We start from the raw sequence: 23,675 nt of genomic DNA, 5'->3' as shown, positions 1-23,675 counted from the left end.
TCGAGCGTCCACGAGGCCGCGCCCTCAGCCTCGTGCGCGAGACCCGCGTGCCGGAGCCGACCGGACGGAGGCCGCGGGGCCCTACTCGTCGGGAGTGAAGCGCACTCCCGACATCGGTCGAACGGGCCGGGAACGCCCGACGCCCACCTCCCGCAGAGCCTGCCGCGCCGCTGACAGCGCAATGGATGACGGATACCCTCGACGGGCGAGCTGACCTGCCAGACGCCGGAGAGCCGCATCGTCGTCTTTGCCGCCGATGCCGCGAGCCTTGCTGCGGGCGAACTCGAGCGCGCGCTCCGCGTCGTCATCGGGCATCTCGGCAAGGGCGGCGTCTGCGATATCACGGGGGATTCCGCGCTTCATCAACGTCGAGGCCACCGCGCGGCGCCCTTCACCGCGCCGCTCGACCGCGGAGAGGACGAGCTGCTCCGCGAACACCGCGTCATCGAGGTAGCCGAGGTCGACGAAGCGGTCGATCAGCTCGGTGATCACGACCTCGTCGGCTCCCTGCACCTCGCGGATGACCGAACGCGCCTCGGAGATCGACAGCGAGCGGGACCGCAGTTTGCGAAGCAGCAGGGTCTCGGCGCGCTCACGCACATCATCTCGGGCAGCCGCAACGCCGTCATACCCGTCTTTGTCCGTCGCGTCGTCGTACGTCGCGTCGTCGTACGTCGCGTCGTCGTATGCAGCGGCATCGTGGGCAACCGCGTCGTACCCGGCGTCGGCAGGCCCGCCCATGTCGCCCCGGAGCGGGGTGTGCTGGTCGAAGCCGCCCCGACCGAAGGTCGAGGGATGCCCGGACCTCAGGCTCTCGTCGACGGTCGAGGAACGTCCGAAACGCGCGCCCGCGTCGACGATCGCCGACGGCGTCGCGTCCCCGGCGTCGCGCTCCCCCGTGGAACGGGACCGACCACTCCCGAAAAGCGGAATGACGGGTGCCAGGGCGTTGTCTCCGACGTCGTCTTGAGCGGCCCCGGGGTCGCCATCGACGGACGACTGTCCGCGATGACGACCCGGGCGCTGTCCGTCGATCATCAGGCCGGGCGGCGAGCCGCGAGTTCGTCGGCCGCGGGCTCGGCCGGAGCAGCCGGAGCGCCGATGCCGAGCTTGTTCTTGATCTTCGACTCGATCTCGGCCGCCACGTCCGCGTTCTTGATGAGGAAGTTTCGGGCGTTCTCTTTCCCCTGGCCGAGCTGTTCGCCCTCGTAGGTGTACCACGCACCCGACTTCTTGACGATGCCATGCTCGACACCGAAGTCGATCAGGCTTCCTTCACGAGAGATGCCGACGCCGTAGAGGATGTCGAACTCGGCCTGCTTGAACGGGGGCGCCATCTTGTTCTTCACGACCTTGACGCGAGTGCGGTTACCGACGGCCTCGGTGCCGTCCTTCAACGTCTCGATGCGACGGATGTCGAGTCGAACCGACGCGTAGAACTTCAGCGCCTTTCCGCCGGCGGTGGTCTCGGGGGATCCGAAGAACACACCGATCTTCTCGCGCAGCTGGTTGATGAAGATCGCGGTGGTCTTGGTCGTGTTGAGGCCACCGGTGAGCTTGCGCAACGCCTGCGACATCAGACGAGCCTGCAAGCCGACGTGCGAATCACCCATCTCACCCTTGATCTCGGCTTCGGGGACGAGGGCGGCGACCGAGTCGATCACGACCAGGTCGATCGCGCCCGAGCGGATGAGCATGTCGGCGATCTCGAGCGCCTGCTCCCCCGTGTCGGGCTGCGACACGAGCAGCGCGTCGATGTCGACGCCGAGCTTCTTCGCGTACTCGGGGTCGAGCGCGTGCTCGGCGTCGATGAACGCCGCGATACCGCCGGCCCGCTGCGCGTTGGCGATGGCGTGCAGCGTGAGGGTGGTCTTACCGGAGGATTCAGGCCCGTAGATCTCGATGATGCGGCCGCGAGGAAGACCGCCGATGCCGAGGGCCACGTCGAGGGCGACGGAGCCGGTGGGGATGGTCTCGATCGGGGCGCGGTCGTCGCTCCCCAGTCGCATGACCGAGCCCTTTCCGAACTGCCGGTCGATCTGCGCAAGGGCCGACTCGAGGGCCTTCTCGCGCTCTGCGGGTGAGGGCATGACGTCTTCTTTCTTCTCGCGTTCCGTCGCCTATAGGCTGTCGCGCTCCGCACCGACGGTGGGGACGCCCGACAAGGCGTTCAGAGTGTCGTTCGACGTCATCCACGTTAGAGAGGGCCTCCGACATTGGTTTCGGGAAGCCCGCCGAACGGGGACGGATCAGCGAAGAACTCCGATGTGCAGGAGCCTACGCGCTCATCGAACGAAGATTCGATGACACGCCGGAAAAAAGTCCTCCACCCCCGAAACCTTCGGCAGGGCCAGGCATTGGCCACTCGCGTACGGCGGCGGCGGCGGGTCGTGCGATCACGCCTCAGCGACGGCGAGGATCGAGCCGTCCGACGCCGTAACGCCTCTCCAGGGGGACATCCGTCTCCGCGCACAGCGCGAGCCACACCTCGCGCGGATCCGCCCCGGCGGAGAGAGCCTCGGCGGGGGTGCGCCCGCCGACGGCCGAGAGAACGAGGTCGGTCATCAAAGAGCCACCGCGCGCGCCGAACTCGTCGGCGACGGCACGGTCGAATTCACTACGACGCATGCGGTCGACGGGGAGGGATCAGCGCAGCGAGAGCTCGGGCTCGACCTCGGCCACGAGGTCGTCAGGGACGACGTCGGGGAAGGTCTGCAGGCCCTCGAGCACCGAGAGGCGGTCTCCGACCTCACGCATGATCGACGAGATGGGAACGTCGAGGGCTTCCGCGACCGAGGCGAGGATCTCGCTCGACGCTTCCTTCTGGCCGCGTTCCACCTCGCTGAGGTAGCCGAGGGCCACGCTTGCGCGGCTGGCGACCTGACGGAGGGTACGACCCTTCTGCTGGCGGAGGTCACGCAGGACTTCGCCGATCTCTTGACGAACCAGGATCATTTTGGGCCCCTCCTCACTGCTGATTCCGACGCTGTCCGAGTGGACAACCGTACAACACCATGTGGTCACCCTAATGCCGCGCGCTGGGCACTGGATGGGAATCGCTATGCAAAACCGATCTATGTCATCATTTGTTCCCGCGTTCTCGACCCGTGCGCCCCGAGACGGTTCTCACAGGGCAGCGAGGGTCCGCCGGAGCGCGATGCGAGCGGCTTCCCGGCGAATGCGTTCACGGTCTCCCGCGATGACGAGGGAGTCGACGCTGGTTCCCAGGGGCGTCGAGACGCCGATGTGCACCGTTCCCACGACGTGTCCGTCCTGCGTATCGGGGCCGGCGACGCCCGTGGTCGCCACTCCGACGTCGGCGGGCATCCCATCGCGTCCGAGGACGTCGCGCACCCCCCGCGCCATCTGACGGGCTACGCGAGGGTGTACTGCTCCGTGCGCCTCGAGGAGCGCGGCGTCGACGCCGAGGACGCTCTGTTTCACGTCGGTCGCGTACGCCACCACTCCCCCGCGGACCACCCGCGATGCACCGGGGACATCGACCAGGGAGGAGACCACCAGACCGCCCGTGAGCGATTCGGCGACGGCGACGGTCCAGCCGAGTTCGGCCAGACGGTCGAGCAGCATCGCGGCGCTCTCGCGCGGATCGCTGATGAGTGTCTCGTCGAAGTCTTCGGGGATGCCGTGGCTCATCGTGCCCTCCGTGCTGTGCGCGCTGCCCGCACCTCCGTCACGACGTAGTCGAGACCGGAAGCGATCGTGAGGATCACCGCGATCGTCATCGTCACCACGCCGGCCCACCACACCGTGGCCTGCCAGCCGGCGGCATCCGAGAGGCTCGCGAAGGGCAGAAGCGCGATCGAGAGCGCGACGGCCTGCGCCACGGTCTTGAGCTTGCCCATCCACGCCGCGGCGAGCACGTGATCGCTGACCACCATGAAGCGGTAGACCGTGATCCCGACCTCGCGGACGAGCACCACGATCGTCACCCACCAGTCCAACTCGCCGAGGATCGACAGACCCACGAACGCGACCCCCGTGAGGGCTTTGTCGGCGATCGGGTCCAGGAGCTTGCCCAGGTCGCTGACGATGTCGTACTTGCGTGCGATGTACCCGTCGATCCCATCGGTCGCGATGGCGACGATGAAGACGACGCCCGCAGCCCATCGCAGCGCACCGCCCGCGCCCCCGTCGGCCAGGAGCATCCAGAGGAACACCGGGGCGCACAGGATGCGCGCGATCGTGATCGCATTCGGAAGCTGGCGGTGCACGGCCATCAGTCGCGGCCCGTCAACTGCCAGGCGTCCTCGGAACCCTCGTCGTCATCGGCGACGGGAACACCCTCGAACTGCGCTTCGATCGGATCCGCCCCGTACCGGTCGTCGTCCGCGACCGCGGCGGCGGGAACATCGTCGCCGCGGAGCTTCGCCAGCACAGCGGGAAGCTGCTCGTTCGTGACGAGCACGTCGCGGGCTTTGGACCCCTCGGACGGCCCGACGATCTCGCGAGACTCGAGGAGGTCCATGAGCCGTCCGGCCTTGGCGAACCCGACGCGGAGCTTGCGCTGCAGCATGGAGGTCGAACCGAACTGCGTCGAGACGACGAGCTCGGCCGCCGCGAGCAGAAGCTCGAGGTCGTCGCCGATGTCGGCGTCGATCTCTTTCTTCTCGGCCGCGGCCTGCACGTCGGAACGGTACTCGGGCCGCGCCTGCTGCGTGACGTGTGCGACGACCTTCTCGATCTCTTGCTCGCTCACCCAGGCACCCTGGACGCGGACGGCTTTGGACGCCCCCATCGGGAGGAAGAGGCCATCGCCCTGACCGATCAGGCGGTCGGCACCGGGCTGGTCGAGGATGACCCGCGAATCGGTGACGCTCGTCACGGCGAACGCGAGACGCGACGGGACGTTGGCCTTGATGAGTCCGGTGACCACGTCGACCGACGGACGTTGGGTCGCCAGGACGAGGTGGATGCCGCTCGCGCGGGCGAGCTGCGTGATGCGGACGATCGAGTCCTCGACGTCACGCGGCGCGACCATCATGAGGTCGGCGAGCTCGTCGACCACGACCAACAGGTAGGGATAGGGCTTGAGAACACGCTCGCTGCCGGCGGGCAGCTGGATCTCCCCGGCCACGACCGCCCTGTTGAAGTCGTCGATGTGCCGGAATCCGAACGACGCCAGGTCGTCGTAGCGCATGTCCATCTCTTTCACGACCCACTGCAGCGCCTCGGCGGCCTTCTTCGGGTTGGTGATGATGGGGGTGATGAGGTGGGGAACACCGGCGTACGACGTCAGCTCCACGCGCTTGGGATCGATGAGCACCATGCGCACGTCCGATGGCTTGGCCCGCATGAGCAGGCTCGTGATCATCGAGTTCACGAAGCTCGACTTACCCGAGCCGGTCGAACCCGCCACGAGCAGGTGGGGCATCTTCGCGAGGTTGGCGACGACGAAGCCACCGCCCACGTCTTTACCGACGCCGATGGTCATCGGGTGGGTCGAGGACGTCGCCGCATCCGACCGGAGGATGTCACCGAGAGTGACGATCTCGCGGTCCGCGTTCGGGATCTCGACGCCGATTGCGCTCTTGCCCGGGATGGGGGCGAGGATGCGCACTTCGTTCGAGGCGACCGCATAAGCGATGTTGTTGGTGAGCGCCGTGATGCGCTCGACCTTGACGCCCGGGCCGACCTCGATCTCGTACTGGGTGACGGTCGGTCCGCGCGAGAAGCCGGTGACGCGCGCGTCGACCTTGAACTGCTCCATGACGCTCTCGATCGCCTTCACGACGGCGTCGTTCGCGGCGGAGCGAGCCTTCGGCGGGGTACCCGTGGCGAGGGCGGTCACCGCGGGGAGGCGATAGTTGGCGGACGGCGGAGCACCCGCGTTGTCGCCGCCGAGACCCGAGATACCGGGCAGGTCGTCGTCGGGAACGTCGTCGACGGGCGAGTCGTCGTGGAGTCCGCGTCCGCTCGCGGCCTTCGCGAGAGTGCCGGCGTCGAAGACCTCGGTGAGGGCCTCGGGTGCAGGCGGCGGAGACAGTGGCCGCACGGGCGCGGTGACCTGCTCGGGCGCGACGACGGGCGACTCGAAGCCCCCCTGCGGCGTACCCGGGGTGAGCAGTTCGGTGAGGTCGTCGGATCCGAGCGACCCGTCGACGTCTTCTTCACGACCGGACTTGTTCCGTCGCCACCACGGCAGCGACTTCTCGGAGGGTTCGTCGTCGTCGTCCTCAGCGGCCGGCAACACCTTCGTCGTCGTCTCGGAGGACTCGGTGCGCTCGACCCCGAACATCCAGGCGTACAGGTCACCGAGACGACGGCCGATCCGGTTCGGCGGGGTCTTGGTGAGGATCAGGATGCTCAGCAGCGCGAGCAGAGACAGGGCGATATACGCGCCGACATTCGTCAGCAGGAGGGCGAGGGGCTCTCCCACGATCCAGCCGGCGAGACCGCCCGCCAGGCTGAGCACGGGCAGTCCGCCGTTGGACGGGACAGGACGGTCTCCGGCGACATGGCAGAAACCGGCCACCGTGATGATGAAGAGAGCCCACCCGATCCCGACGCGGCCGTTGTCGTGGACGGACGCCGGATGGCGGAAGAGCCAGCCCGCCAGCAGCAGGAGCAGCACGGGCAGGACGAAAGCCACGCGGCCGACGAGAGCACCGAAGCTGTAGGCGCTGATGACCGCCGCCACGTCGTTGCCGATGAAGAACCACTCGACCACCGCACCGACGACAGCGAGGACCACGAGGAAGAACGGGAAACCATCGCGCCGCTGGTCGCGCTCGAGGTTCTCGAGGCCGAAGGCACGGAACATTCCTCCCACGCCGTGTGCGACCGCCATCCACGCCCGCACGGCGATCGACGGTTTTTCGGGCTCGTCGACATAGCGCTTGGGCGCGGGGGCCGAGCGCTTCGGCGCCGGCGCCGCGGCTTTGGATCGCGGCGTCCCCTTCGCGGGGGCGCGACCGCCGGAGGGGGACGAGGTTCGAGCCATGCTTCCACGGTAGGCGGGACCACCGACATTCGCCCGTACCGACGCGGGCTTCACCGCAGTCGCTTCACCATGACGTCGCGACCGATGCCGCGCCGCACCACCGCGAATCCCTCGGAACGGTACAGCGACACCGCGTAGTTCTCGCGTTCCACGCTCAGACTGATACGGGCGAAGCCCTGAGCGCGCGCGTGCTCGGCGAGGCGCTGCAGCAGCGCGCGGCCGACGCCGTGCGCGCGCCAGACGGGGCGCACGCCGATGATGAGTTCCGGCACGCCGGTTCCCACCCAGCCGAAGCCGGGCTCGTCGCGCGGCAGCATGCGGTACCAGGCGGCGCCGATCGGCTCACCGCCGGGTGACTCGGCCACGAACCCCGCATCGCCCGGGCGCAGCCAGCCGGCGAGATAGCGCCGGTACTCCTCGGAGCTGAGGATCTCGTGCCGCGGACGCACCGCCCCGGCACGCCAGGTCGCGGCCTCGACCATCATGTCGGCGAGGAAGGCGCCGTCGGACGGGAGCGCCGCGCGGATCGGGAGACCGGGCATGCCCGCATGATAGCGACGACGCGAGCACCGCGGGAAACGACGAAGCGCCACGGGCGAACCCGTGGCGCTTCGAGAGGATCAGGCCTCGATGATCAGCGGAACGATCATGGGGCGGCGGCGCAGCGACTGGTTCACCCAGCGGCCGATCGTGCGACGCACCACCTGCGACAGCGCGTGGTTGTCGCGCACCCCGGAATGTGCCGCCTCGGTGAGGGCTGCGGCGATCTTGGGCTTGACGCTCTCGAAGACCGAATCGTTCTCGGCGACACCGCGAGCGTGGATGTCCGGACCCGAGACGATCTTGCCTGTCGCCGAGTCCACGACGACGATCACCGAGATGAAGCCCTCCTCGCCCAGGATGCGACGGTCCTTGAGATCGGCATCCGTGATGGCGCCCACCGACGAACCGTCGACGTAGACGAAACCGATGTCCAGCTGCCCGACCACCGTCGCGACGCCATCGCGCAGATCCACGACGGTGCCGTTCTCGCCGAGGATCGTGTTCTGCTCGGGGATCCCGGTCTCCTGCGCCAGTTTGGCGTTGGCCATCAGGTGGCGGTACTCGCCGTGGACGGGGAGCACGTTCTTCGGCTTCAAGATGTTGTAGCAGTACAGCAGCTCGCCCGCGGCGGCGTGGCCGGAGACGTGCACCTTGGCGTTACCCTTGTGCACGACCGTCGCGCCGAGCTTCGTCAGCCCGTCGATCACACGGTAGATCGCGTTCTCGTTTCCGGGGATCTGGCTGGATGCCAGGATGATCGTGTCACCCTCGCCCGGTTCGATCGCGTGGTCGAGGTTGGCCATGCGGCTGAGCACCGCCATCGGCTCGCCCTGCGAACCGGTCGACATGTAGACGATCTTGTCGTCGGGGAGGTCGCGCGCCTTCTTGTAGTCGATCAGCACGCCGTCGGGCACGTTGAGGTAGCCGAGGTCGGCGGCGATGCCCATGTTGCGCACCATGCTGCGCCCGAGGAGCGCCACGCGACGACCGTTGGCGTGCGCGGCGTCGAGCACCTGCTGCACGCGGTGCACGTGGCTGGAGAAGCTGGCCACGACGACGCGACGAGGCGCCTTGGCGATCACCTGGTCGAGCACAGGGCCGATGCCCCGCTCCGTCGGCGTGAAACCGGGCACGTCGGCGTTGGTGGAGTCGACCAGGAAGAGGTCGACGCCCTCTTCGCCGAGCCGGGCGAACGCGCGCAGATCCGTGATGCGGCCGTCGAGGGGCAGCTGGTCCATCTTGAAATCGCCGGTGGCGAGCACGAGACCCGCAGGTGTGCGGATCGCGACGGCCAAGGCATCCGGAATCGAGTGGTTCACCGCGACGAACTCGAGGTCGAAGGGACCCACCTGCTCGCGCTGGCCCTCTTGCACCGTCAGCGTGAACGGACGGATGCGGTGCTCTTTGAGCTTCGCCTCGATGAGGGCGAGGGTCAGGCCCGAGCCGATGAGGGGAATGTCGCCCTTGAGCTTGAGCAGGTACGGCACGGCGCCGATGTGGTCTTCGTGTCCGTGGGTCAGCACGACGCCGACGATGTCGTCGAGGCGATGCTTGATGGGCTCGAAATCCGGCAGGATCAGGTCGACGCCGGGCTGGTGCTCCTCGGGGAACAGCACGCCGCAATCGACCACGAGGAGCTTGCCCTCGTACTCGAACACGGTCATGTTGCGACCGACCTCGCCGAGGCCGCCGAGAGGGAAGACGCGCAGGGTGCCGGGGGCGAGCTCCGGGGGATCGTAAACGGTCGTGGGCATATGTGCCTCCTCGGATGCCACCCCGTGGCATCCCTTCTTTTCTGGTGCCGCCTCGCGGCATCCTTCTGTGGCGCGTCCCACGCCGCGGATCGGCGCGCGCCGATGTCTATCGCGTCGTGCCGTGCACCTTCGGCAGCGCACCGCCGGCGGCCGCGTTGCGGTCGGGGCGGAAGTTGGAGAAGTCGGCGCCGGCGACGTTCTTCACGAGGGCGAGCTCGTCCTCGATCACGGCGGCTTCCCACTCTTCGGGACCGACGAGGGGAAGACGCACGCGGGGGCTGCCGATGCGGCCGAGGCCGTGCAGGATGTACTTCGCCGCGACCGTGCCGGGAACGTGCGTCATGACGGCGCGGACGAGCGGCTCGAGGCTCTGGTGAGCGGCGGTGGCGGATGCCAGATCGCCGGCGTTCACGGCATCCACGATCGTCCGGTAGGGCGTGGCGGTGATGTTCGCCGTCACACCGATCAGGCCGCTCGCGCCGATTGAGAGGTGCGGGAGCACGTTGGCGTCGTCGCCGGAGAAGTACATGAGGTCGGTCTGGTTCAGCACCCGACTGACCTCGCTGAAGTCGCCCTTGGCGTCTTTGATCGCGAGGATGTTGGGGTGCTTGGCCAGGCGGAGGATCGTCTCGTATTTGATGGGCACGCCGGTGCGGCCGGGGATGTCGTACAGGATGACCGGCAGGTCGGTCGCGTCGGCGACGAGACGGAAGTGCGTCAGGATGCCGGCCTGCGTCGGCTTGTTGTAGTACGGCGTGACGATCATGATGCCGTCGGCGCCGGCCTTCTCGCTGGCCTTGTAGAGCTCGATCGCGTGCGCGGTCTCGTTGGACCCACCGCCCGTGATGATCTTGGCGCGGCCGGCCGACACGCTCTTGCCGACCTCGACCAGACGCAGCTTCTCGGGGTCGGTGAGGGTCGAGGTCTCGCCCGTGGTGCCGGTGACGACGATCCCGTCCGCTCCCGCGGTGATGACGTCGTCGATGTGCTTCTCGGTGGCGGGCCAATCGACTTCGCCGTCGGCGGTCATCGGGGTGATGAGCGCGACGAGCACCTGACCGAAGGGATTGCCGGAGTGCGTCATGGTCCCAGGGTATCGGTTCGCGAGGTTCCTCCTCGTGGCACCGGTGAACAATGCGTGACGGCACCGGAGCCTAGGGTGGCGGAATGACCTGGACCACCCGCGCGAGCCGCACCGTTTACGAGAACCCCTGGATCCACGTGCGGGAAGACCAGGTCACCGGCCCGCACGGTGACGGGATCTACGGCGTCGTCCGAATGCAGCACCCGGCCGTGTTCGTCATCGCGCTCGACGACCGCGAACGGGTCTGCCTCGTCGAGCTCGAGCGCTACACGACCGGTCGATCGATCGAGGTCCCCGCGGGCGGCTCCGACGGCGAGGATCCGCTCGTCGCCGCGCAGCGGGAGCTGCGCGAGGAGACCGGGGTCACGGCATCCGAATGGCAGCACCTCGGTCGGATGAACGCCCTCAACGGCATCGCGGACGCACCCGAGCACGTCTATCTCGCGCGGGGGCTGTCGATGACGGATGCCACGGCCTCGCAGCACGAGGAAGGCATCGCTGCCGTGCGGTGGGTCCCGTTCAGCGAGGCCCTCACGCTCGTGGCCGACGGGGAGATCACCGACGGAGAGACGATCGCCGCGCTGGCGTTCGCGGGCATCCGGCTCGGGCGGTTCCGCTAGCCGGCCCTCAGCGGCCCCGCGCCGCCGCCCGCACCACCGTGCTGTCGGGTAGCAGACGGGAGACGGCGACAAGCACCTTGTACCGCCATGACGGGATCGACACCGCGCGACCGCGCGCCGCGTCGCGGAGCCCCTCGCGCACGACCGTCTCGGCATCGAGCCAGAGACCCGGCGGGACCCCCTCTTCACCGGGCGGCAGACCCAGGCGCTCGTGGAAGTTCGTGTGGACGAAGCCCGGGCATACGGCCGTGACGGTGACCCCGCGCGGCCGGTACGCGACGTTCGCCCAGCGGCTGAACGAGATGAGCCACCCCTTCGCGGCACCGTAGGTTCCGCGCGGCACGAAACCCGCCACCGAGGCGACGTTGACGATCCGGCCTCGCCCCCGATCGAGCATCGTCGGCAGGGCGGCCCGCGCGAGGCGCAGGGCGGCTTCCACGTGAAGGCGGAGATGACGGACCTCATCGTCCACCGGGTTCTCCTCGAATGCGAGGTCGAGCCCGAAGCCGGCATTGTTGACGAGAACGTCGACGCCCTCGGCCAGACGCGTCTCGACCGCGGCCAGAGCGTCCTCGTCGAGGAGATCGGCGACCAGGACCTCGACCCGGACTCCGCACCGATCGCGGATCTCGGCGGCGAGCGCCTCGAGGGCCGCCCGATCGCGCGCCACGACCACCAGGTCGGCTCCCCGCGCCGCGAGCTGGCGGGCGAACTCGGATCCCAGTCCGGAGCTGGCTCCGGTGATCACGGCTGTCGGCATGTCAGTCCTCCGGTCGGCGGTAGGTCTCGAAGCGGTACCGGATGCCACTGCGCGAGGTGTGCCATCCCTCGACAGGGTCGACGGCATCCCGTCGCCATCCGTCGATCGAAGGAGCGAAGGTGTCACCGTCCACGGAGACGTCGAGGCGCGTGAGCTCGACGACGTCGGCGCGATCAAGGGCGCCGGCGTAGAGGCGACCGCCGCCGATGACCCACACCGTGTCGCTCTCGACCTGCGACAGGGCGTCGTCGAACGAGGATGCCCGCTCGGCCCCCTCGGCGCTCCAGGTGTCGGAGCCGGTGACCACGATGTTGCGTCGGCCGGGCAGGGGCCGGAACCGCGGGGGAAGGGACTCCCAGGTGCGCCGCCCCATGACGACGTCGGAGGATCCCGTCACCGCGCGGAAGTGCGCGAGGTCTTCGGGCACATGCCACGGCATCCCGCCCTCAGCGCCGATGACGCCTCCCCGGGCCTCGGCCCAGACGAGCCCGACCATCGTCATACCGCGACGGCTCCGCGGATGGCGGGGTGGTGCTGGTAATCCTCGACGAGGATGTCGTCGTAGGTGTAGTCGAAGATCGACTCCGGTGTGCGCGTGAAACGCAGCGTCGGGTACGGGTAGGGCGCGCGTGTCAGCTGCTCCCGGACCTGCTCGCGGTGGTTGTCGTAGACGTGGCAGTCGCCGCCGGTCCAGACGAACTCGCCGGGCTGGAGGCCGGTCTGTTGCGCGACCATCAGGGTCAGCAGCGCGTAGGACGCGATGTTGAAGGGCACGCCGAGGAACATGTCGGCGCTGCGCTGGTAGAGCTGGCACGACAGCTTGCCGTCGGCCACGTAGAACTGGAACAGCGCGTGACACGGGGCGAGCGCCATGTCGGGGATGTCGGCAGGGTTCCACGCCGACACGATCAGTCGCCGCGAGTCGGGATCGCGACGGATCTGCTCGACCACCTGCGAGATCTGGTCGATCGTGCCGCCGTCGACGGTGGGCCAGGAGCGCCACTGGACGCCGTACACGGGTCCCAGTTCGCCGTCGCCGTCGGCCCACTCGTCCCAGATCGTGACGCCGTTGTCTTTGAGCCAGCCGACGTTGGATTCTCCGCGGAGGAACCACAGCAGTTCGTAGACGATGGACTTCAGGTGCACACGCTTGGTCGTGATGAGCGGGAAGCCCTCGGCGAGGTCGAAGCGGATCTGACGGCCGAAGACGCTCGTGGTGCCGGTGCCGGTGCGATCGGACTTGTGGACGCCCGTCTCGAGCACGTCGCGCAGCAGGTCTTCATACGGGGTGGGGATGTCGGCGGTCACGGCCCTCACGATACCCGCCGCGGGCGCTGTCGAGCCGTGGACCTGGCGCGCATGAGGATCGTCCTCGGGTGCTCCGGCATGGGGAGGAGGAGTGGGGACGTCACGATGCGACTCATCGGCCCCGATGTCGGAGACGGCGGCTAGCGTTGTTCACCGTGGACCTCGCTCTCGCGCTCGTGATCGTCGCCGCGTTGCTCGCGGCCACCGTCGTGCTGGGCCTGGTGTGGCGGCGCGGACAAGGGCGGGCGCGCACGGTGGAAGCCGGCGAGATCATCGACCCCCGCGTGCTCGAGTCGGGCCCGTTCGGAGCGACCGCCACGCTGGTGCAGTTCAGCACCGAGATGTGCACCCGCTGCCCCGGCGTGCACCGCATGCTCTCCGCGGTCGCCGACGACCGCGCAGGAGTGCAGCACATCGACGTCGATCTGACGCATCGCCCCGACCTGGCGAAGCGATTCCGGGTCCTGCAGACGCCGACGACGCTCCTCCTCGACGGGAGCGGCCTCACCGTACGTCGTTTCGGCGGCCCGCCGACGCGCGCAGACGTCGAGCACGAACTCGACCGCCTCACGAAAGAGAACGCCCATGGCTGAACCCGCCCGCATCGACGCCCGCGGCCCGCGGTTCGCGGCATCCATCACCGCCGTCCTTCTTCTCGTCGCGACGTTGTTGAGCCTGATCGGCGTCTCGACCTGGCGCGAGGCGAGCTTCGGCTGGTTCGCCTATCAGCCCCTCTCGGGCGAGACCTTCACCCCCGGCGGATGGGTGCTCCCGCAGATCTCGCCGGTGGCGCGCGCGGCCGACCCGGGATTCCTGCTCGTACTCGTCGTCGCACTGCTGTTCGTGTGGGGCGTGTCCTCGCCTCGCACCGCGCCCTGGGGCGTGCTGTATCGCCGCCTCGTCCAGCCTCGGCTCGCGCCGCCCACCGATTTCGAAGACCCTCGTCCTCCGCGCTTCGCGCAGGGTGTCGGGCTCTTCGTCACCGCGGTCGGTCTTCTGCTCCATCTGGCGGGGGTGCCCTGGGCGCTGCCGATCGCCGCAGCGATGGCCTTCGTCGCCGCGTTCCTCAACGCCGCCTTCGGACTGTGCCTCGGATGCCAGCTCTACCTCGTTCTGCAACGGGCGGGCGTGGTGGGGCGCCGGGGGCCGGCATCCGCCTGATCGGTTCCCCACGGAAGGGCTGTCAAGACCTGAAGCGTGACGGTCGTCCTCGTTAGGCTGGCCGCGTCGCGGTCACCCGGATCGCACCCATCACGACGTGGTCCTCGGACCGCGCAGACACCACGGAGGTTCCCATGGCCGTCACGAGCGAAGCCGCCACCGCCTGGAAAGGCAGCCTTTTCGAGGGATCGGGCGAGGTCACCTTCACCTCTTCCGGCATCGGCACGTTCGACGTCAACTGGAAGGCCCGCAGCGAGGGCTCGAGCTCGGTCACCACGCCCGAGGAACTCCTCGCCGGCGCGCACTCCGCGTGCTTCAGCATGGCGCTGTCGAACGCCCTCGCCGAGAACGGCACCCCGCCGGAGTCGGTCGACGCCACCGCGTCCGTCACGTTCAAGCCCGGCACCGGCATCACCGGTAGCCACCTGAACGTGAACGCCGTCGTACCCGGTCTCGACGCGGCGACGTTCGAGAAGATCGCCAACGACGCGAAGGCGAACTGCCCGGTGTCGCAGGCGCTCGCGGGCATCGACATCACCCTCGAGGCGACGCTTGCCTGAGACCCCGGCCCGACGCGTCGTCCTCACCGGCGCGTCGGGCCTCATCGGCTCGGCTCTGACCGAGTCGCTGCGCGCCGACGGCGTCGAGGTGACGTCGCTCGTGCGCCACGAGCCGCGCGGACCTCACGACGTGCAGTGGCTGCAGGACTCCACTCCCCTGGACCCCGACGTCCTCGCCGGAGCCGATGCGGTGGTCTGCCTCAACGGCGCCTCTATCGGGCGCTTCCCCTGGACGCCGTCGTACAAGAGCACCCTGCTGTGGTCGCGGATCACGCCGACGCGCACGCTCGCGACCGCGATCCGCGCGCTCGGTTCCGACGTTCCCGCGCTCGTGAACGCGAGCGCCACGGGGTTCTACGGCTCCCAGCCGGGCGCCGTGCTGACAGAGGCCTCCGGACGAGGGAAGGGCTTCCTCGTCGACGTCTGCGTCGACTGGGAGGCGGCCGCCCGCGCCGCGGGCGATCACGCTCGTGTCGCGCTGCTGCGCACCGCCCCGATCGTTCACGAGAAGGGCGTTCTCAAGCCCTTGCTGCTCCTGACCAAGCTCGGGGCCTCGGGCCCGATCGGCCGAGGAACCCAGGTGTGGCCGTGGATCACCCTCGACGACGAGGTGCGCGCCATCCGGCACGTCATCGACTCCGACGTCGACGGCCCCGTCAACCTGACAGGTCCGACGCGCGCGACCGCCAACGATCTGGGTTTCGCCCTCGCCCGCCGGATGAACCGCCCCTATGTCCTCCGTGCCCCGGTCTGGGGCATGAAGCTCGCGTTGGGGAAGGACGCGACGGATGCCCTCCTGACTTCGGACGCCGACGTGCGTCCGCGGGTCCTCGAAGACAACGGCTTCGCGTTCACGCATCGCACCATCGAGGACGCCGTCGCCTCCGCCGTGCCCGCCCCGGACGAGGACTGACTCCGCCCGGACGCGATCGCGTGCGGCGGGTCCACGCCCGACCACGGCGGGTACACGTCGGACCACGGCGCGCGCGTCCGAAGGCAGGCGCCCTCCCTCGCGGACGGAGTCAGCCGCGGCGGCGCTCGGCCGTCTCGAGCCGGATCGCCGTGCGGATGGCCTCACGGGCGCGACGGCGATCGCCGGCCGCGTCGTACGCGAGCCCGAGGCGGTAGCGGGCGCGCCAGTCGTCGGGATGCGCCTCGACATCGGCGCGGTACCGCGGGAACAGCGCGTCGCCGTCCTCGCGCTCGATACGGCCGCTCGGACGCACGGGCAGATCCTCGTCGGGGAGTCCGCCCTCGGCGTCGAGACGCTCCCCCACGCGCTGCGCGCGCACGCCGAACCACAGCTCCCGCCCGATGGCCCACAGCGCAAGCAGGGGCAGGACGATCAACGCGGTGCCCATGACGACACCCACGGTCTCACCACTGCCGAGCAGCACGATCGCGCGCTGCCCCGCGAGGAAGACGTAGAGCAGAAGCAGCACCGTCATCAGGGCGACGGCGAGGCGAACCCTCATGCGCTGGTGGCGCCCGCCACCTGGCCCGAGACGTCGCCGTCGGCGACAGGAGCCTCGGCGGCGACAGGGCGCGTACGTACGCCGATGTCGATGAAGCTGTCGAGTCCGATCACGACGCCCGTGGCCTCGCGGGCCGCGGCGAGCGCGAGGCGGATCCCGGGGGCGTACGCGGTGGCCGGGTCGACGGTGTCGTGCACGATCGTGAGCGACTCGCCCGGGCCGGACAGGACGGTCTCCTGACGGGCGATCACGCCCGGGCGACGGAGCGAGTGGATGGGAACGGATGCCACCCGCTGACCGCGGGCGCGCTGGTCGACATGGGGCGACTCGACCGGTCCGACCTCTGCGCGCGCGGCGGCGATGAGCTCCGCCGTCCGCACGGCCGTGCCGCTGGGCGAGTCGACCTTCGTCTCACGGTGGGCCTCGATGATCTCGATCGAGGGGAAGAAGGGCGCCGCCGCGGCGGCGAGCGCGCTGCCGATGACGGACCCCAGCGAGAAGTTGGGGATGAAGACGACGCCGGTGCCGCTGGCATCCACGAGCGGGCGGACGAGGGCGATGCGCTCGTTGGACCACCCCGACGTGCCGACGAGCACGTTGATGCCCCGCTCGATCGCCGCGCGAACGATGTCGATCGACACGGCGGGCGTCGATGCGTCGACGACGAGGTCGGCACCGTCGAGCTCGCTCATCTCCGACCTCGAGGTGAGAACCGCGGACACCTCGTACCCCTCTTCGGCCTCGACGACCTCGCGGATCACTCCGCCCAGCTTGCCGGTCCCGCCCACGATGGCCACACGCGTCGTCATGACTCAAGCCTAGGCGGCGCGACGCCGCCGGTCGTGGCGTTGTCCACAGGCGCGTTGCGCGGGTCTTCCGGAGGTCCACCGTCGAACGATCGCGACGTCGTCCACGGCCCCCGCTCGATACCGTGACCGCATGGCTCGGTACCGCGCGTTCACACCGTTGGTTCTCATCGCCATCGTCTTCTCGACCACCGGTTGTCTGCAGTGGGGTGAGTACGCCATGAGCGGAGAGTGCGGGAACCTGTCGGAGCGGATTCGCGACATCGCGAACGAGGCCTACGGAAACGAAGTCTCGATTGAGGACGAGTGGGCGGGCGAGTCGGACGTGTGGTGCCGGTTCGAGGTCGTCACGGGGAAGGACCTGCCCGAGAGCGATTCCCAGCGGCGAGACGTGGCGGATCGGGTATTCGCGATCGTGAACGATCTGTCCGTCGAGGGTGTGGATGTCACGATCCGTTACGACACCGGATCGGACACCTTGTCGGCGACTTCTCCGGAGTGCGCGACTGCAGCCCACGACACGCAGAATGTCGTGGCGGACCATTACGAACTCGCGTCATCCCCTGCCGTGCAGTGGGGACAGCCCGGAACGCTTTCGTGTCGGTTCTCCTTGTCGATCTACCGAGACCTGCCCTACGCCGCAGAGGAGCGTGCTGGCGCACGTGACCTCGTGCGCGCCTCGCTCCCCCGCGATGTCGAGGTCACCCTCGTCTACCCCGACAGCCGCGACACGATCGTCATCGACTCACGCGGCAACTGAGCGAGATCCGGAGTCCAGCGCGATCGGGAGCAGCATCGCACTCAGGGACCACGCGGCGGGCTCAGGGCCGCGCACCGACACGGCGGCCCGCTCAGCGCAGCCCCTTCACACGCCACGTCACACGTTGACGAGGATCCCCGGATGCCGCGTCCTCCACGCGCTCGACGGCGAAGCCCTCGCGTTCGTAGAAGCGACCGGCGCTCTCGTTGATCGTGAAGTGCTCGATGGCGACCCGCTCCGTCCCCTCGGGAAGCGAGGCGTACACGCTGTCGAGCAGACGGGGTCCCGTATCGACGGCGGGTCGGAGGACGAGATCAGAGGATGCCGACATGTCGGCGACTCTCGCCACACCGGGCCGCGGCATGATGGCGCGATGACCGATACCGACCGGACGCGGCGCTTCTACGACACCGTCGCCGCGGCCTACGCGGCGGCCCTTCCCGACACCCGCGCCGAAGCACCGCTCGAGCGCGGCCTGATCGCCCAGTTCGTGACCGATCTCCCCGACGGGGAAGGGCCGGTCCTGGACGCGGGGTGCGGAACCGGTCGCCTGCTCGCGCACCTCGCCACGCTCGGGGCGTCCCCGCTCACCGGAGTGGACCTCTCCCCCGCCATGGCGGCGCACGCGCGAGCGTCGCATCCCGACATCCCCATCCAGGTCGCCGAGCTGACGGCCTTGCCCTTTCCGGATGCCACGGTGCGCGGCATCCTGTGCTGGTACGCCATCATCCACAGCGAGGCCGACGAGGTCGCCGCCATCAGCCGCGAAGCGCGACGCGTTCTCGTCCCCGGCGGTCCCGTCTTGCTGGGGTTTCAGGCGGGGGTCGGACACCGGACGATCCGGAGCGCATACGGACGCGACGCCGAGATGGATGCCGTGCTCCATGAACCGGAGGACGTCGTCCGCATCCTGGAGGCGGCGGGATTCGAGGTCACCGCCGTGGCGGAACGCACCGCCCGGGCCCGAGAGAAGCACTCCCAGGGCTTCGTGCTGGCACGCCGCCGCTGAGGGCGGTGACCCGCCCCGCGACGACGGTCAGACCGGGAGCGGGTCGACCAGGCCCGTGCGCAACTCGACCGGCAGATGAGCGAGATCGTTGTGCGACAGCAGCGTCCAGGGGCGACCCTTCTTCTGCGCGATGACCGTCAGGCCGCAGTTCGCCTGGTTGATCGTCATCCACCGCCAGTCGGGCGCCTGCAGCACCTCGCGGACGAACCACGAGATCACGAAGTTGTGCGTGATCAGCAGCTCGTGCACCTCGCCGGCCTTGCGGGCGAGGAACTCGGCCGTGGCGTCCGCCATCTGAGCCCGGCCGGCATCGATCTCGGCCTCGGTGACGGACCCGAAGAACGGCTCGTAGGCGGCCGGGGTCTCGGGGGTCATGCCCGTGGGCACGCAGTCGAACAGCAGGGCGGACGGCTCGGGCGAGACCGACGGCAGACGCTCGGAGACGGCGTGCGCGGTCTGCGCCGCGCGTTCCAGAGGCGAGTGCCACACGGCATCCAGCGGGAGCCCCGACAGGCGGTCGGCGATCAGTGCCGCTTGACGCTGACCGCGCGGGGAGAGCGGTCCGTCCGCGAGCCCGTGCTCGGCATCCTGATGCTCGCCGTGGCGCACCAGGTAGATGTAGTGCGTCACGTCAGCTCACCTCGTCGTCAGTCCTACGGCCCCCCGCCGCACACCTTCCACCCTACGTCACACCCTCGAGACGGAGCCCGTCACTCCGCGGCGCGGGCGATGTCCGAGAGCTGTGCGCGGCTGAGGCGCACACCCACGGCGCGCATGCACTCCACGACGTGGCGGGGCGCGAAGGCGTTGACGATCGGGGCCACCACGATCTTCTGCGCAAGCAGCCACGCGACCGCCACAGCGGCATCCGGAATCCCGAGCTCGGTGCCCACGGAATCCAGAGCCCGCAGGACCTTCGAGCCGCGACGGTTCAGATGCATCGCCAGCTGCGAGCCCCGGACCGACCGCGACTGCTGGTCGCGGGTCCGGGTCTCGCCCGCGAGGAAGCCGTGCGCGAGAGGATGCGACGGCGTGACGGCGATCCCCTGCGCCGCCGCGATGAGACGCAGGTCGCCGTCGAACTCCTCGCGACGCAGAACGTTGTACGGCACGTCGAGCACGGTGACGCGAGGGTAGCCCGCGGACGACAGGATCCGCGCTTCGACCAACTGCGCGGCGGTGTAGCCGTGCGCGCCGATCGCGCGCACCTTGCCCGACTCGACGAGCCATTCACTGGTGGCGAGCGTGTCCTCCAAGACCGCCGCGTCGCCTCGGGCCGCGTCCAACGAGAGGACGTCGATGCGGTCGGTGCCGAGCCGCTGAAGCGACGCCTCGACGGCGCGCACGAGGTTGACCGAGTCGAGGCCGGGGTTGTCAGGGTGGCGCCCCACGCGAACCGTGAGCACGACGTCGTCGCGGACGCGACGCGTGCGCATCCACTCGCCGATGATGAACTCGCTGCGGCCGGCGGCGTAGCTGTCGGCGGTGTGCAACGCGTTTCCCCCGAGTTCGGCGTAGGCATCGAGGATGTCGTGGCTGGCCTTCGCGTCGACGTTCCAGCCGAACTCGCCGCCGCCGAGGAACAGGGGGAACACGTCGAAGCCGGTTTCCCCCAGCGGGACCCGCACGTGCGAGCCGAGGCCCGGCCCCTGGAGGGTGACCGGAGCGGAGGGGTGCGGCGACCGGTCGCGACGCAGGCGCGCGGACGAGACGTTCTCTACGCCCGAGCCGCTCATGATGGGATCCCCCTCGTTGCACCGGGAGATCGCCGCGTGAGCCGACGTCCACGCCCCCCGACGCGTACTACGAGGGTAAAGCCTCGCCCGGAACAGGCCGCCGATTCGTCCGCCGCGCCGATAAACATTGCATAACGCTTGACCGCAGACGCGCGGATGCCCGCCCCGCACGAGGCGGGACGGGCATCCGGTGATCGCGGGATCAGCCTTCGGCGGGAGCCTCGGGGCCCTCGCTCGCGGCGGCCGAGCTCTGCGTGTCGGCCGGCTCGGGCGTGGTGGCCTCTTCGTCGAGCACGGGCTCGAGCGACAGCTTGCCGCGGTCGTCGATCTTCGTGATGCGCACGAGGATCTTGCGACCGACCGAGAGCACGTCTTCGACGTTCTCGACGCGCTTGCCGCCGGCGAGCTTGCGGACCTCGCTGACGTGCAGCAGGCCGTCCTTGCCGGGAAGCAGCGAGACGAACGCACCGAAGGTCGCGATCTTGACGACGGTTCCGAGGAACTGCTCGCCCACCTCGGGGTTGGTCGGGTTGGCGATCGCGTTCACCTGGGCACGGGCGGCCTCGGCCGAGGGGCCGTCGGTCGCGCCGATGTAGACGGTGCCGTCCTCCTCGATGGAGATCTGGGCGCCGGTCTCGTCCTGGATGGAGTTGATCGTCTTGCCCTTGGGGCCGATGAGCTCACCGATCTTGTCGACCGGGATCTGCACGCTGATGACGCGGGGCGCGGTCGGCGCCATCTCGTCGGGCGCGTCGATCGCGGCGTTCAGGACGTTGAGGATCGTCAGGCGAGCCTCCTTGGCCTGGGTGAGAGCGGCGGCCAGCACCGACGACGGGATGCCGTCGAGCTTGGTGTCGAGCTGGATCGCGGTGATGAACTCCGAGGTACCGGCGACCTTGAAGTCCATGTCACCGAGCGCGTCTTCGGCGCCGAGGATGTCGGTCAGCGCGGCGTAGCGCGTCTGGCCGTCGACCTCGTCGGTGACCAGACCCATCGCGATACCGGCGACGGGGGCGCGAAGGGGCACACCCGCGTTCAGCAGCGACAGGGTCGAGGCGCAGACCGAGCCCATCGACGTCGAACCGTTGGAGCCGAGGGCCTCGGACACCTGACGGATCGCGTAGGGGAACTCCTCGCGGCTGGGCAGCACCGGCACGAGCGCGCGCTCGGCGAGGAAGCCGTGGCCGATCTCGCGACGCTTCGGCGAACCCACGCGGCCGGTCTCACCGGTCGAGTAGGGCGGGAAGTTGTAGTGGTGCAGGTAGCGCTTGCTCGTGATGGGCGAGAGCGAGTCGATCTGCTGCTCCATCTTGAGCATGTTCAGCGTGGTGACGCCCAGGATCTGGGTCTCGCCGCGCTGGAAGATCGCCGAGCCGTGGACACGCGGGATGACCTGCACCTCGGCGTCGAGCGGACGGATGTCGGCAAGTCCTCGGCCGTCCATGCGGACGCCCTCGGCGAGGATGCGACCGCGCACGATCGTCTTGGTGACCGACTTGTAGGCCGCGGCGAACTCGAGGGTCGCCACGGCGGGCAGCTCGCCCGACTCGACGGCGGCGACGAGCTGCTCCTTCACCGAGGTCTTGACCTCGTCATCGGCGTTCTGGCGCTCCTGCTTGTCGGCGATCTGGTACACGGGCACCAGACGGTCGTAGGCACGACCGGCGACGAAGTCGTAGGTCTCCTGGCTGTAGGCCGGGAAGACGGGGAACGACTGGATCTCCTTCGACGCGGTACGAGCGACCTCGTTCTGCGCGTCCACGAGCTGACGCAGGAACGGCTTCGCGGCCTCGAGGCCCTCGGCGACGACCTGCTCGTTGGGCTTGGTGGCGCCGCCCTTGATGAGGTTCCAGCTGCCCTCGGTGGCCTCGGCCTCCACCATCATGATGGCGACGTCGCCGTCGTCGAGCACGCGGCCCGCGACGATGAGGTCGAAGACGGCGTCCTCGAGCTGCTCGGCCTTGGGGAACGCGACCCACTGGTCGGCGTGCTCACCCTGGCCGGGGATGAGCGCGAGGCGCACACCGGCGATGGGACCCGAGAACGGCAGGCCCGAGATCTGGGTCGACATGGATGCCGCGTTGATGGCGAGGGCGTCGTAGAACTCGCCCGGCGCGATCGAGAGGACGGTCACGACGATCTGGACCTCGTTGCGGAGGCCGTCGACGAACGACGGGCGCAGCGGGCGGTCGATGAGGCGGCACACGAGGATGGCCTCGGTCGAGGGGCGACCCTCGCGGCGGAAGAACGAGCCGGGGATCTTGCCGGCGGCATACGAGCGCTCTTCGACGTCGACGGTCAGCGGGAAGAAGTCGAAGCCTTCACGCGGGTGCTTGCCGGCACTGGTGGCCGACAGGAGCATCGTCTCTTCGTCGAGGTAGGCGGCGACGGCGCCCTGGGCCTGCTGAGCGAGGCGACCGGTCTCGAAACGGATGGTACGGGTGCCGAAGCGGCCGTTGTCGAGAACGGCTTCAGCGGCGGTGATTTCTGGACCTTCCAAGAGGTCCCTCCTTCTTTGTTTAGGCTCGCCGCCCCGTGTGAGAGGCGAGCTGACATGCGAAGGAGCAGGAACAGGCAGAAAGGGCGCGCCGACGTGTCGGCCCGGAAATCCCGGCGACTGGCCACCAGTAGACGACCACCCGGCTAGAGACGGGGAGTCCACCACAGGGGACCAGCGTCTGCCGGCCTGCTCCGTGTGCTCATATGTAATTGAGCGGATGCCAAGACGGCACCCCGAAGGAGCCTAGCAGCGCCGTAGGCATTCGGGTGGTTCCGACACGGTGCGACGAATACAGTGGCCTCATGGGCCTCATTCGTCGCACCAGTCACACGCTTCTCGCGTGCGCGCTGATCGGCGCCGCCATCGCTCCCGCATCGGCGTGGGCGTCGACACCGTCGTCGGTCCGCGTCCTCGCCGCGGCGGCCGACGACAACGACCCCGCGGTGATCGAGGTCAAGAAGGAGCTGGACGCGGCAGAGGCGTCCGCCGCCGCGGCATCACGGCGCGCCCTCGACGCCTCTGCCGAGGCTGAGCGCACGCGTCTTCTCGCGGAGTCGACCGCAGCGCGCGCCGAGGCGCTCGCGACGCAGAGCTCGGCCGCCGACGCGGTGCTGGCCACTGCCTGTCCCTTATACCCA

General features: G+C 69.1%; 27 protein-coding genes. 8 read left to right on the top strand and 19 right to left on the bottom strand.

Going from position 1 to position 23,675, the window contains the following annotated elements; genetic code table 11:
• Nucleotides 1–81: 81 nt before the first annotated feature.
• From NS220_RS00135 to dapA, 10 genes are all read right to left on the bottom strand, one after another.
• Nucleotides 82–1,038 (bottom strand): regulatory protein RecX, encoded by a 957-nt coding sequence (locus NS220_RS00135; RefSeq protein WP_058622094.1) that lies wholly within the window; start codon nt 1,036–1,038, stop codon nt 82–84.
• Nucleotides 1,038–2,090 (bottom strand): recombinase RecA, encoded by a 1,053-nt coding sequence (gene recA / locus NS220_RS00130; protein ID WP_013583396.1) that lies wholly within the window; start codon nt 2,088–2,090, stop codon nt 1,038–1,040. Before recA ends, NS220_RS00135 begins: the two co-directional genes overlap by 1 nt.
• Before the next feature lie 313 nt (nt 2,091–2,403).
• Nucleotides 2,404–2,628, bottom strand: coding sequence for a DUF3046 domain-containing protein (locus tag NS220_RS00125; protein ID WP_058622093.1), 225 nt, complete (start codon nt 2,626–2,628; stop codon nt 2,404–2,406).
• 18 nt (nt 2,629–2,646) lie between these two features.
• On the bottom strand, nt 2,647–2,955 hold the full coding sequence (locus NS220_RS00120) for a helix-turn-helix domain-containing protein (RefSeq protein ID WP_013583398.1): 309 nt from the start codon (nt 2,953–2,955) through the stop codon (nt 2,647–2,649).
• A 171-nt stretch (nt 2,956–3,126) separates the two neighbouring features.
• Nucleotides 3,127–3,654: a CinA family protein gene (locus tag NS220_RS00115; protein WP_058622092.1), complete on the bottom strand. Its 528-nt coding sequence runs from the start codon at nt 3,652–3,654 to the stop codon at nt 3,127–3,129.
• Complete coding sequence (gene pgsA / locus NS220_RS00110) at nt 3,651–4,238, bottom strand: CDP-diacylglycerol--glycerol-3-phosphate 3-phosphatidyltransferase (RefSeq protein WP_058622091.1); 588 nt, start codon at nt 4,236–4,238, stop codon at nt 3,651–3,653. The genes NS220_RS00115 and pgsA overlap by 4 nt, the downstream gene beginning before the upstream one ends.
• On the bottom strand, nt 4,238–6,961 hold the full coding sequence (locus NS220_RS00105) for a DNA translocase FtsK (RefSeq protein WP_058622090.1): 2,724 nt from the start codon (nt 6,959–6,961) through the stop codon (nt 4,238–4,240). Before NS220_RS00105 ends, pgsA begins: the two co-directional genes overlap by 1 nt.
• 50 nt (nt 6,962–7,011) lie before the next feature.
• Nucleotides 7,012–7,503: a GNAT family N-acetyltransferase gene (locus NS220_RS00100; protein WP_058622089.1), complete on the bottom strand. Its 492-nt coding sequence runs from the start codon at nt 7,501–7,503 to the stop codon at nt 7,012–7,014.
• A gap of 78 nt (nt 7,504–7,581) precedes the next feature.
• Complete coding sequence (locus tag NS220_RS00095; RefSeq protein WP_058622088.1) at nt 7,582–9,258, bottom strand: ribonuclease J; 1,677 nt, start codon at nt 9,256–9,258, stop codon at nt 7,582–7,584.
• Between the two features lie 106 nt (nt 9,259–9,364).
• Nucleotides 9,365–10,342 carry a 4-hydroxy-tetrahydrodipicolinate synthase gene (dapA, locus tag NS220_RS00090; protein WP_013583404.1) on the bottom strand — a complete coding sequence of 326 codons (978 nt, stop codon included), beginning with the start codon at nt 10,340–10,342 and terminating at the stop codon, nt 9,365–9,367.
• An 83-nt stretch (nt 10,343–10,425) separates the two neighbouring features.
• On the opposite strand from dapA, the gene NS220_RS00085 reads away from it, so the two are divergent.
• Nucleotides 10,426–10,962: an NUDIX domain-containing protein gene (locus NS220_RS00085; protein WP_058622087.1), complete on the top strand. Its 537-nt coding sequence runs from the start codon at nt 10,426–10,428 to the stop codon at nt 10,960–10,962.
• A 7-nt stretch (nt 10,963–10,969) separates the two neighbouring features.
• On the opposite strand, the gene NS220_RS00080 is transcribed toward NS220_RS00085, so the two are convergent.
• From NS220_RS00080 to NS220_RS00070, 3 genes are read right to left on the bottom strand one after another with little or no spacing between them, the layout of a single operon-like run.
• Nucleotides 10,970–11,722, bottom strand: coding sequence for an SDR family NAD(P)-dependent oxidoreductase (locus tag NS220_RS00080; protein ID WP_058622086.1), 753 nt, complete (start codon nt 11,720–11,722; stop codon nt 10,970–10,972).
• Nucleotide 11,723: 1 nt separating this feature from the next.
• Nucleotides 11,724–12,224, bottom strand: coding sequence for a dihydrofolate reductase (locus tag NS220_RS00075; RefSeq protein ID WP_058622085.1), 501 nt, complete (start codon nt 12,222–12,224; stop codon nt 11,724–11,726).
• Nucleotides 12,221–13,030: a thymidylate synthase gene (locus NS220_RS00070; protein WP_058622084.1), complete on the bottom strand. Its 810-nt coding sequence runs from the start codon at nt 13,028–13,030 to the stop codon at nt 12,221–12,223. Before NS220_RS00070 ends, NS220_RS00075 begins: the two co-directional genes overlap by 4 nt.
• Nucleotides 13,031–13,185: 155 nt before the next feature.
• Between NS220_RS00070 and NS220_RS00065 the strand changes: the two genes are divergently transcribed.
• From NS220_RS00065 to NS220_RS00050, 4 genes are all read left to right on the top strand, one after another.
• Nucleotides 13,186–13,623 carry a TlpA family protein disulfide reductase gene (locus NS220_RS00065; protein WP_058622120.1) on the top strand — a complete coding sequence of 146 codons (438 nt, stop codon included), beginning with the start codon at nt 13,186–13,188 and terminating at the stop codon, nt 13,621–13,623.
• Nucleotides 13,616–14,191, top strand: coding sequence for a DUF4395 domain-containing protein (locus NS220_RS00060; RefSeq protein ID WP_058622083.1), 576 nt, complete (start codon nt 13,616–13,618; stop codon nt 14,189–14,191). The genes NS220_RS00065 and NS220_RS00060 overlap by 8 nt, the downstream gene beginning before the upstream one ends.
• 134 nt (nt 14,192–14,325) lie before the next feature.
• Nucleotides 14,326–14,751, top strand: coding sequence for an OsmC family peroxiredoxin (locus NS220_RS00055; protein ID WP_058622082.1), 426 nt, complete (start codon nt 14,326–14,328; stop codon nt 14,749–14,751).
• A complete protein-coding gene (locus NS220_RS00050; protein ID WP_058622081.1) occupies nt 14,744–15,664 on the top strand; it encodes a TIGR01777 family oxidoreductase in 921 nt (306 codons plus the stop codon). The genes NS220_RS00055 and NS220_RS00050 overlap by 8 nt, the downstream gene beginning before the upstream one ends.
• Nucleotides 15,665–15,773: 109 nt before the next feature.
• On the opposite strand, the gene NS220_RS00045 is transcribed toward NS220_RS00050, so the two are convergent.
• Together NS220_RS00045 and dapB are read right to left on the bottom strand one after the other, a co-directional pair.
• On the bottom strand, nt 15,774–16,226 hold the full coding sequence (locus NS220_RS00045; protein ID WP_058622080.1) for a hypothetical protein: 453 nt from the start codon (nt 16,224–16,226) through the stop codon (nt 15,774–15,776).
• Nucleotides 16,223–17,035, bottom strand: a complete 813-nt coding sequence (gene dapB, locus NS220_RS00040; protein ID WP_058622079.1) for a 4-hydroxy-tetrahydrodipicolinate reductase — start codon at nt 17,033–17,035, stop codon at nt 16,223–16,225. The genes NS220_RS00045 and dapB overlap by 4 nt, the downstream gene beginning before the upstream one ends.
• A 130-nt stretch (nt 17,036–17,165) precedes the next feature.
• Between dapB and NS220_RS00035 the strand changes: the two genes are divergently transcribed.
• Nucleotides 17,166–17,792, top strand: coding sequence for a hypothetical protein (locus tag NS220_RS00035; protein WP_058622078.1), 627 nt, complete (start codon nt 17,166–17,168; stop codon nt 17,790–17,792).
• A 91-nt stretch (nt 17,793–17,883) separates the two neighbouring features.
• Here the strand turns inward: NS220_RS00035 and NS220_RS00030 are convergent, their stop codons facing one another.
• Nucleotides 17,884–18,123 (bottom strand): hypothetical protein, encoded by a 240-nt coding sequence (locus tag NS220_RS00030; protein WP_058622077.1) that lies wholly within the window; start codon nt 18,121–18,123, stop codon nt 17,884–17,886.
• A gap of 42 nt (nt 18,124–18,165) precedes the next feature.
• On the opposite strand from NS220_RS00030, the gene NS220_RS00025 reads away from it, so the two are divergent.
• A complete protein-coding gene (locus tag NS220_RS00025) occupies nt 18,166–18,801 on the top strand; it encodes a class I SAM-dependent methyltransferase (RefSeq protein ID WP_058622076.1) in 636 nt (211 codons plus the stop codon).
• Between the two features lie 27 nt (nt 18,802–18,828).
• On the opposite strand, the gene NS220_RS00020 is transcribed toward NS220_RS00025, so the two are convergent.
• From NS220_RS00020 to NS220_RS00010, 3 genes are all read right to left on the bottom strand, one after another.
• Nucleotides 18,829–19,431 (bottom strand): histidine phosphatase family protein, encoded by a 603-nt coding sequence (locus NS220_RS00020; RefSeq protein WP_058622075.1) that lies wholly within the window; start codon nt 19,429–19,431, stop codon nt 18,829–18,831.
• Between the two features lie 80 nt (nt 19,432–19,511).
• The gene (locus NS220_RS00015; RefSeq protein ID WP_058622074.1) at nt 19,512–20,537 is read right to left on the bottom strand and encodes an aldo/keto reductase; all 1,026 of its coding nucleotides are present in this window, start codon (nt 20,535–20,537) and stop codon (nt 19,512–19,514) included.
• A 202-nt stretch (nt 20,538–20,739) separates the two neighbouring features.
• Complete coding sequence (locus NS220_RS00010; protein WP_058622073.1) at nt 20,740–23,037, bottom strand: polyribonucleotide nucleotidyltransferase; 2,298 nt, start codon at nt 23,035–23,037, stop codon at nt 20,740–20,742.
• A 302-nt stretch (nt 23,038–23,339) separates the two neighbouring features.
• On the opposite strand from NS220_RS00010, the gene NS220_RS00005 reads away from it, so the two are divergent.
• The coding region (locus NS220_RS00005; protein WP_242864478.1) for a hypothetical protein at nt 23,340–23,675 on the top strand (336 nt) is incomplete at its 3' end.

The sequence above is a fragment of the Microbacterium testaceum genome (genome assembly GCF_001476655.1).
Taxonomy (GTDB): Bacteria; Actinomycetota; Actinomycetes; order Actinomycetales; family Microbacteriaceae; genus Microbacterium; species Microbacterium testaceum_C.
Note: the sequence above shows the minus strand (reverse complement) of the source record. Positions and strands in the feature narration are given on the sequence as shown.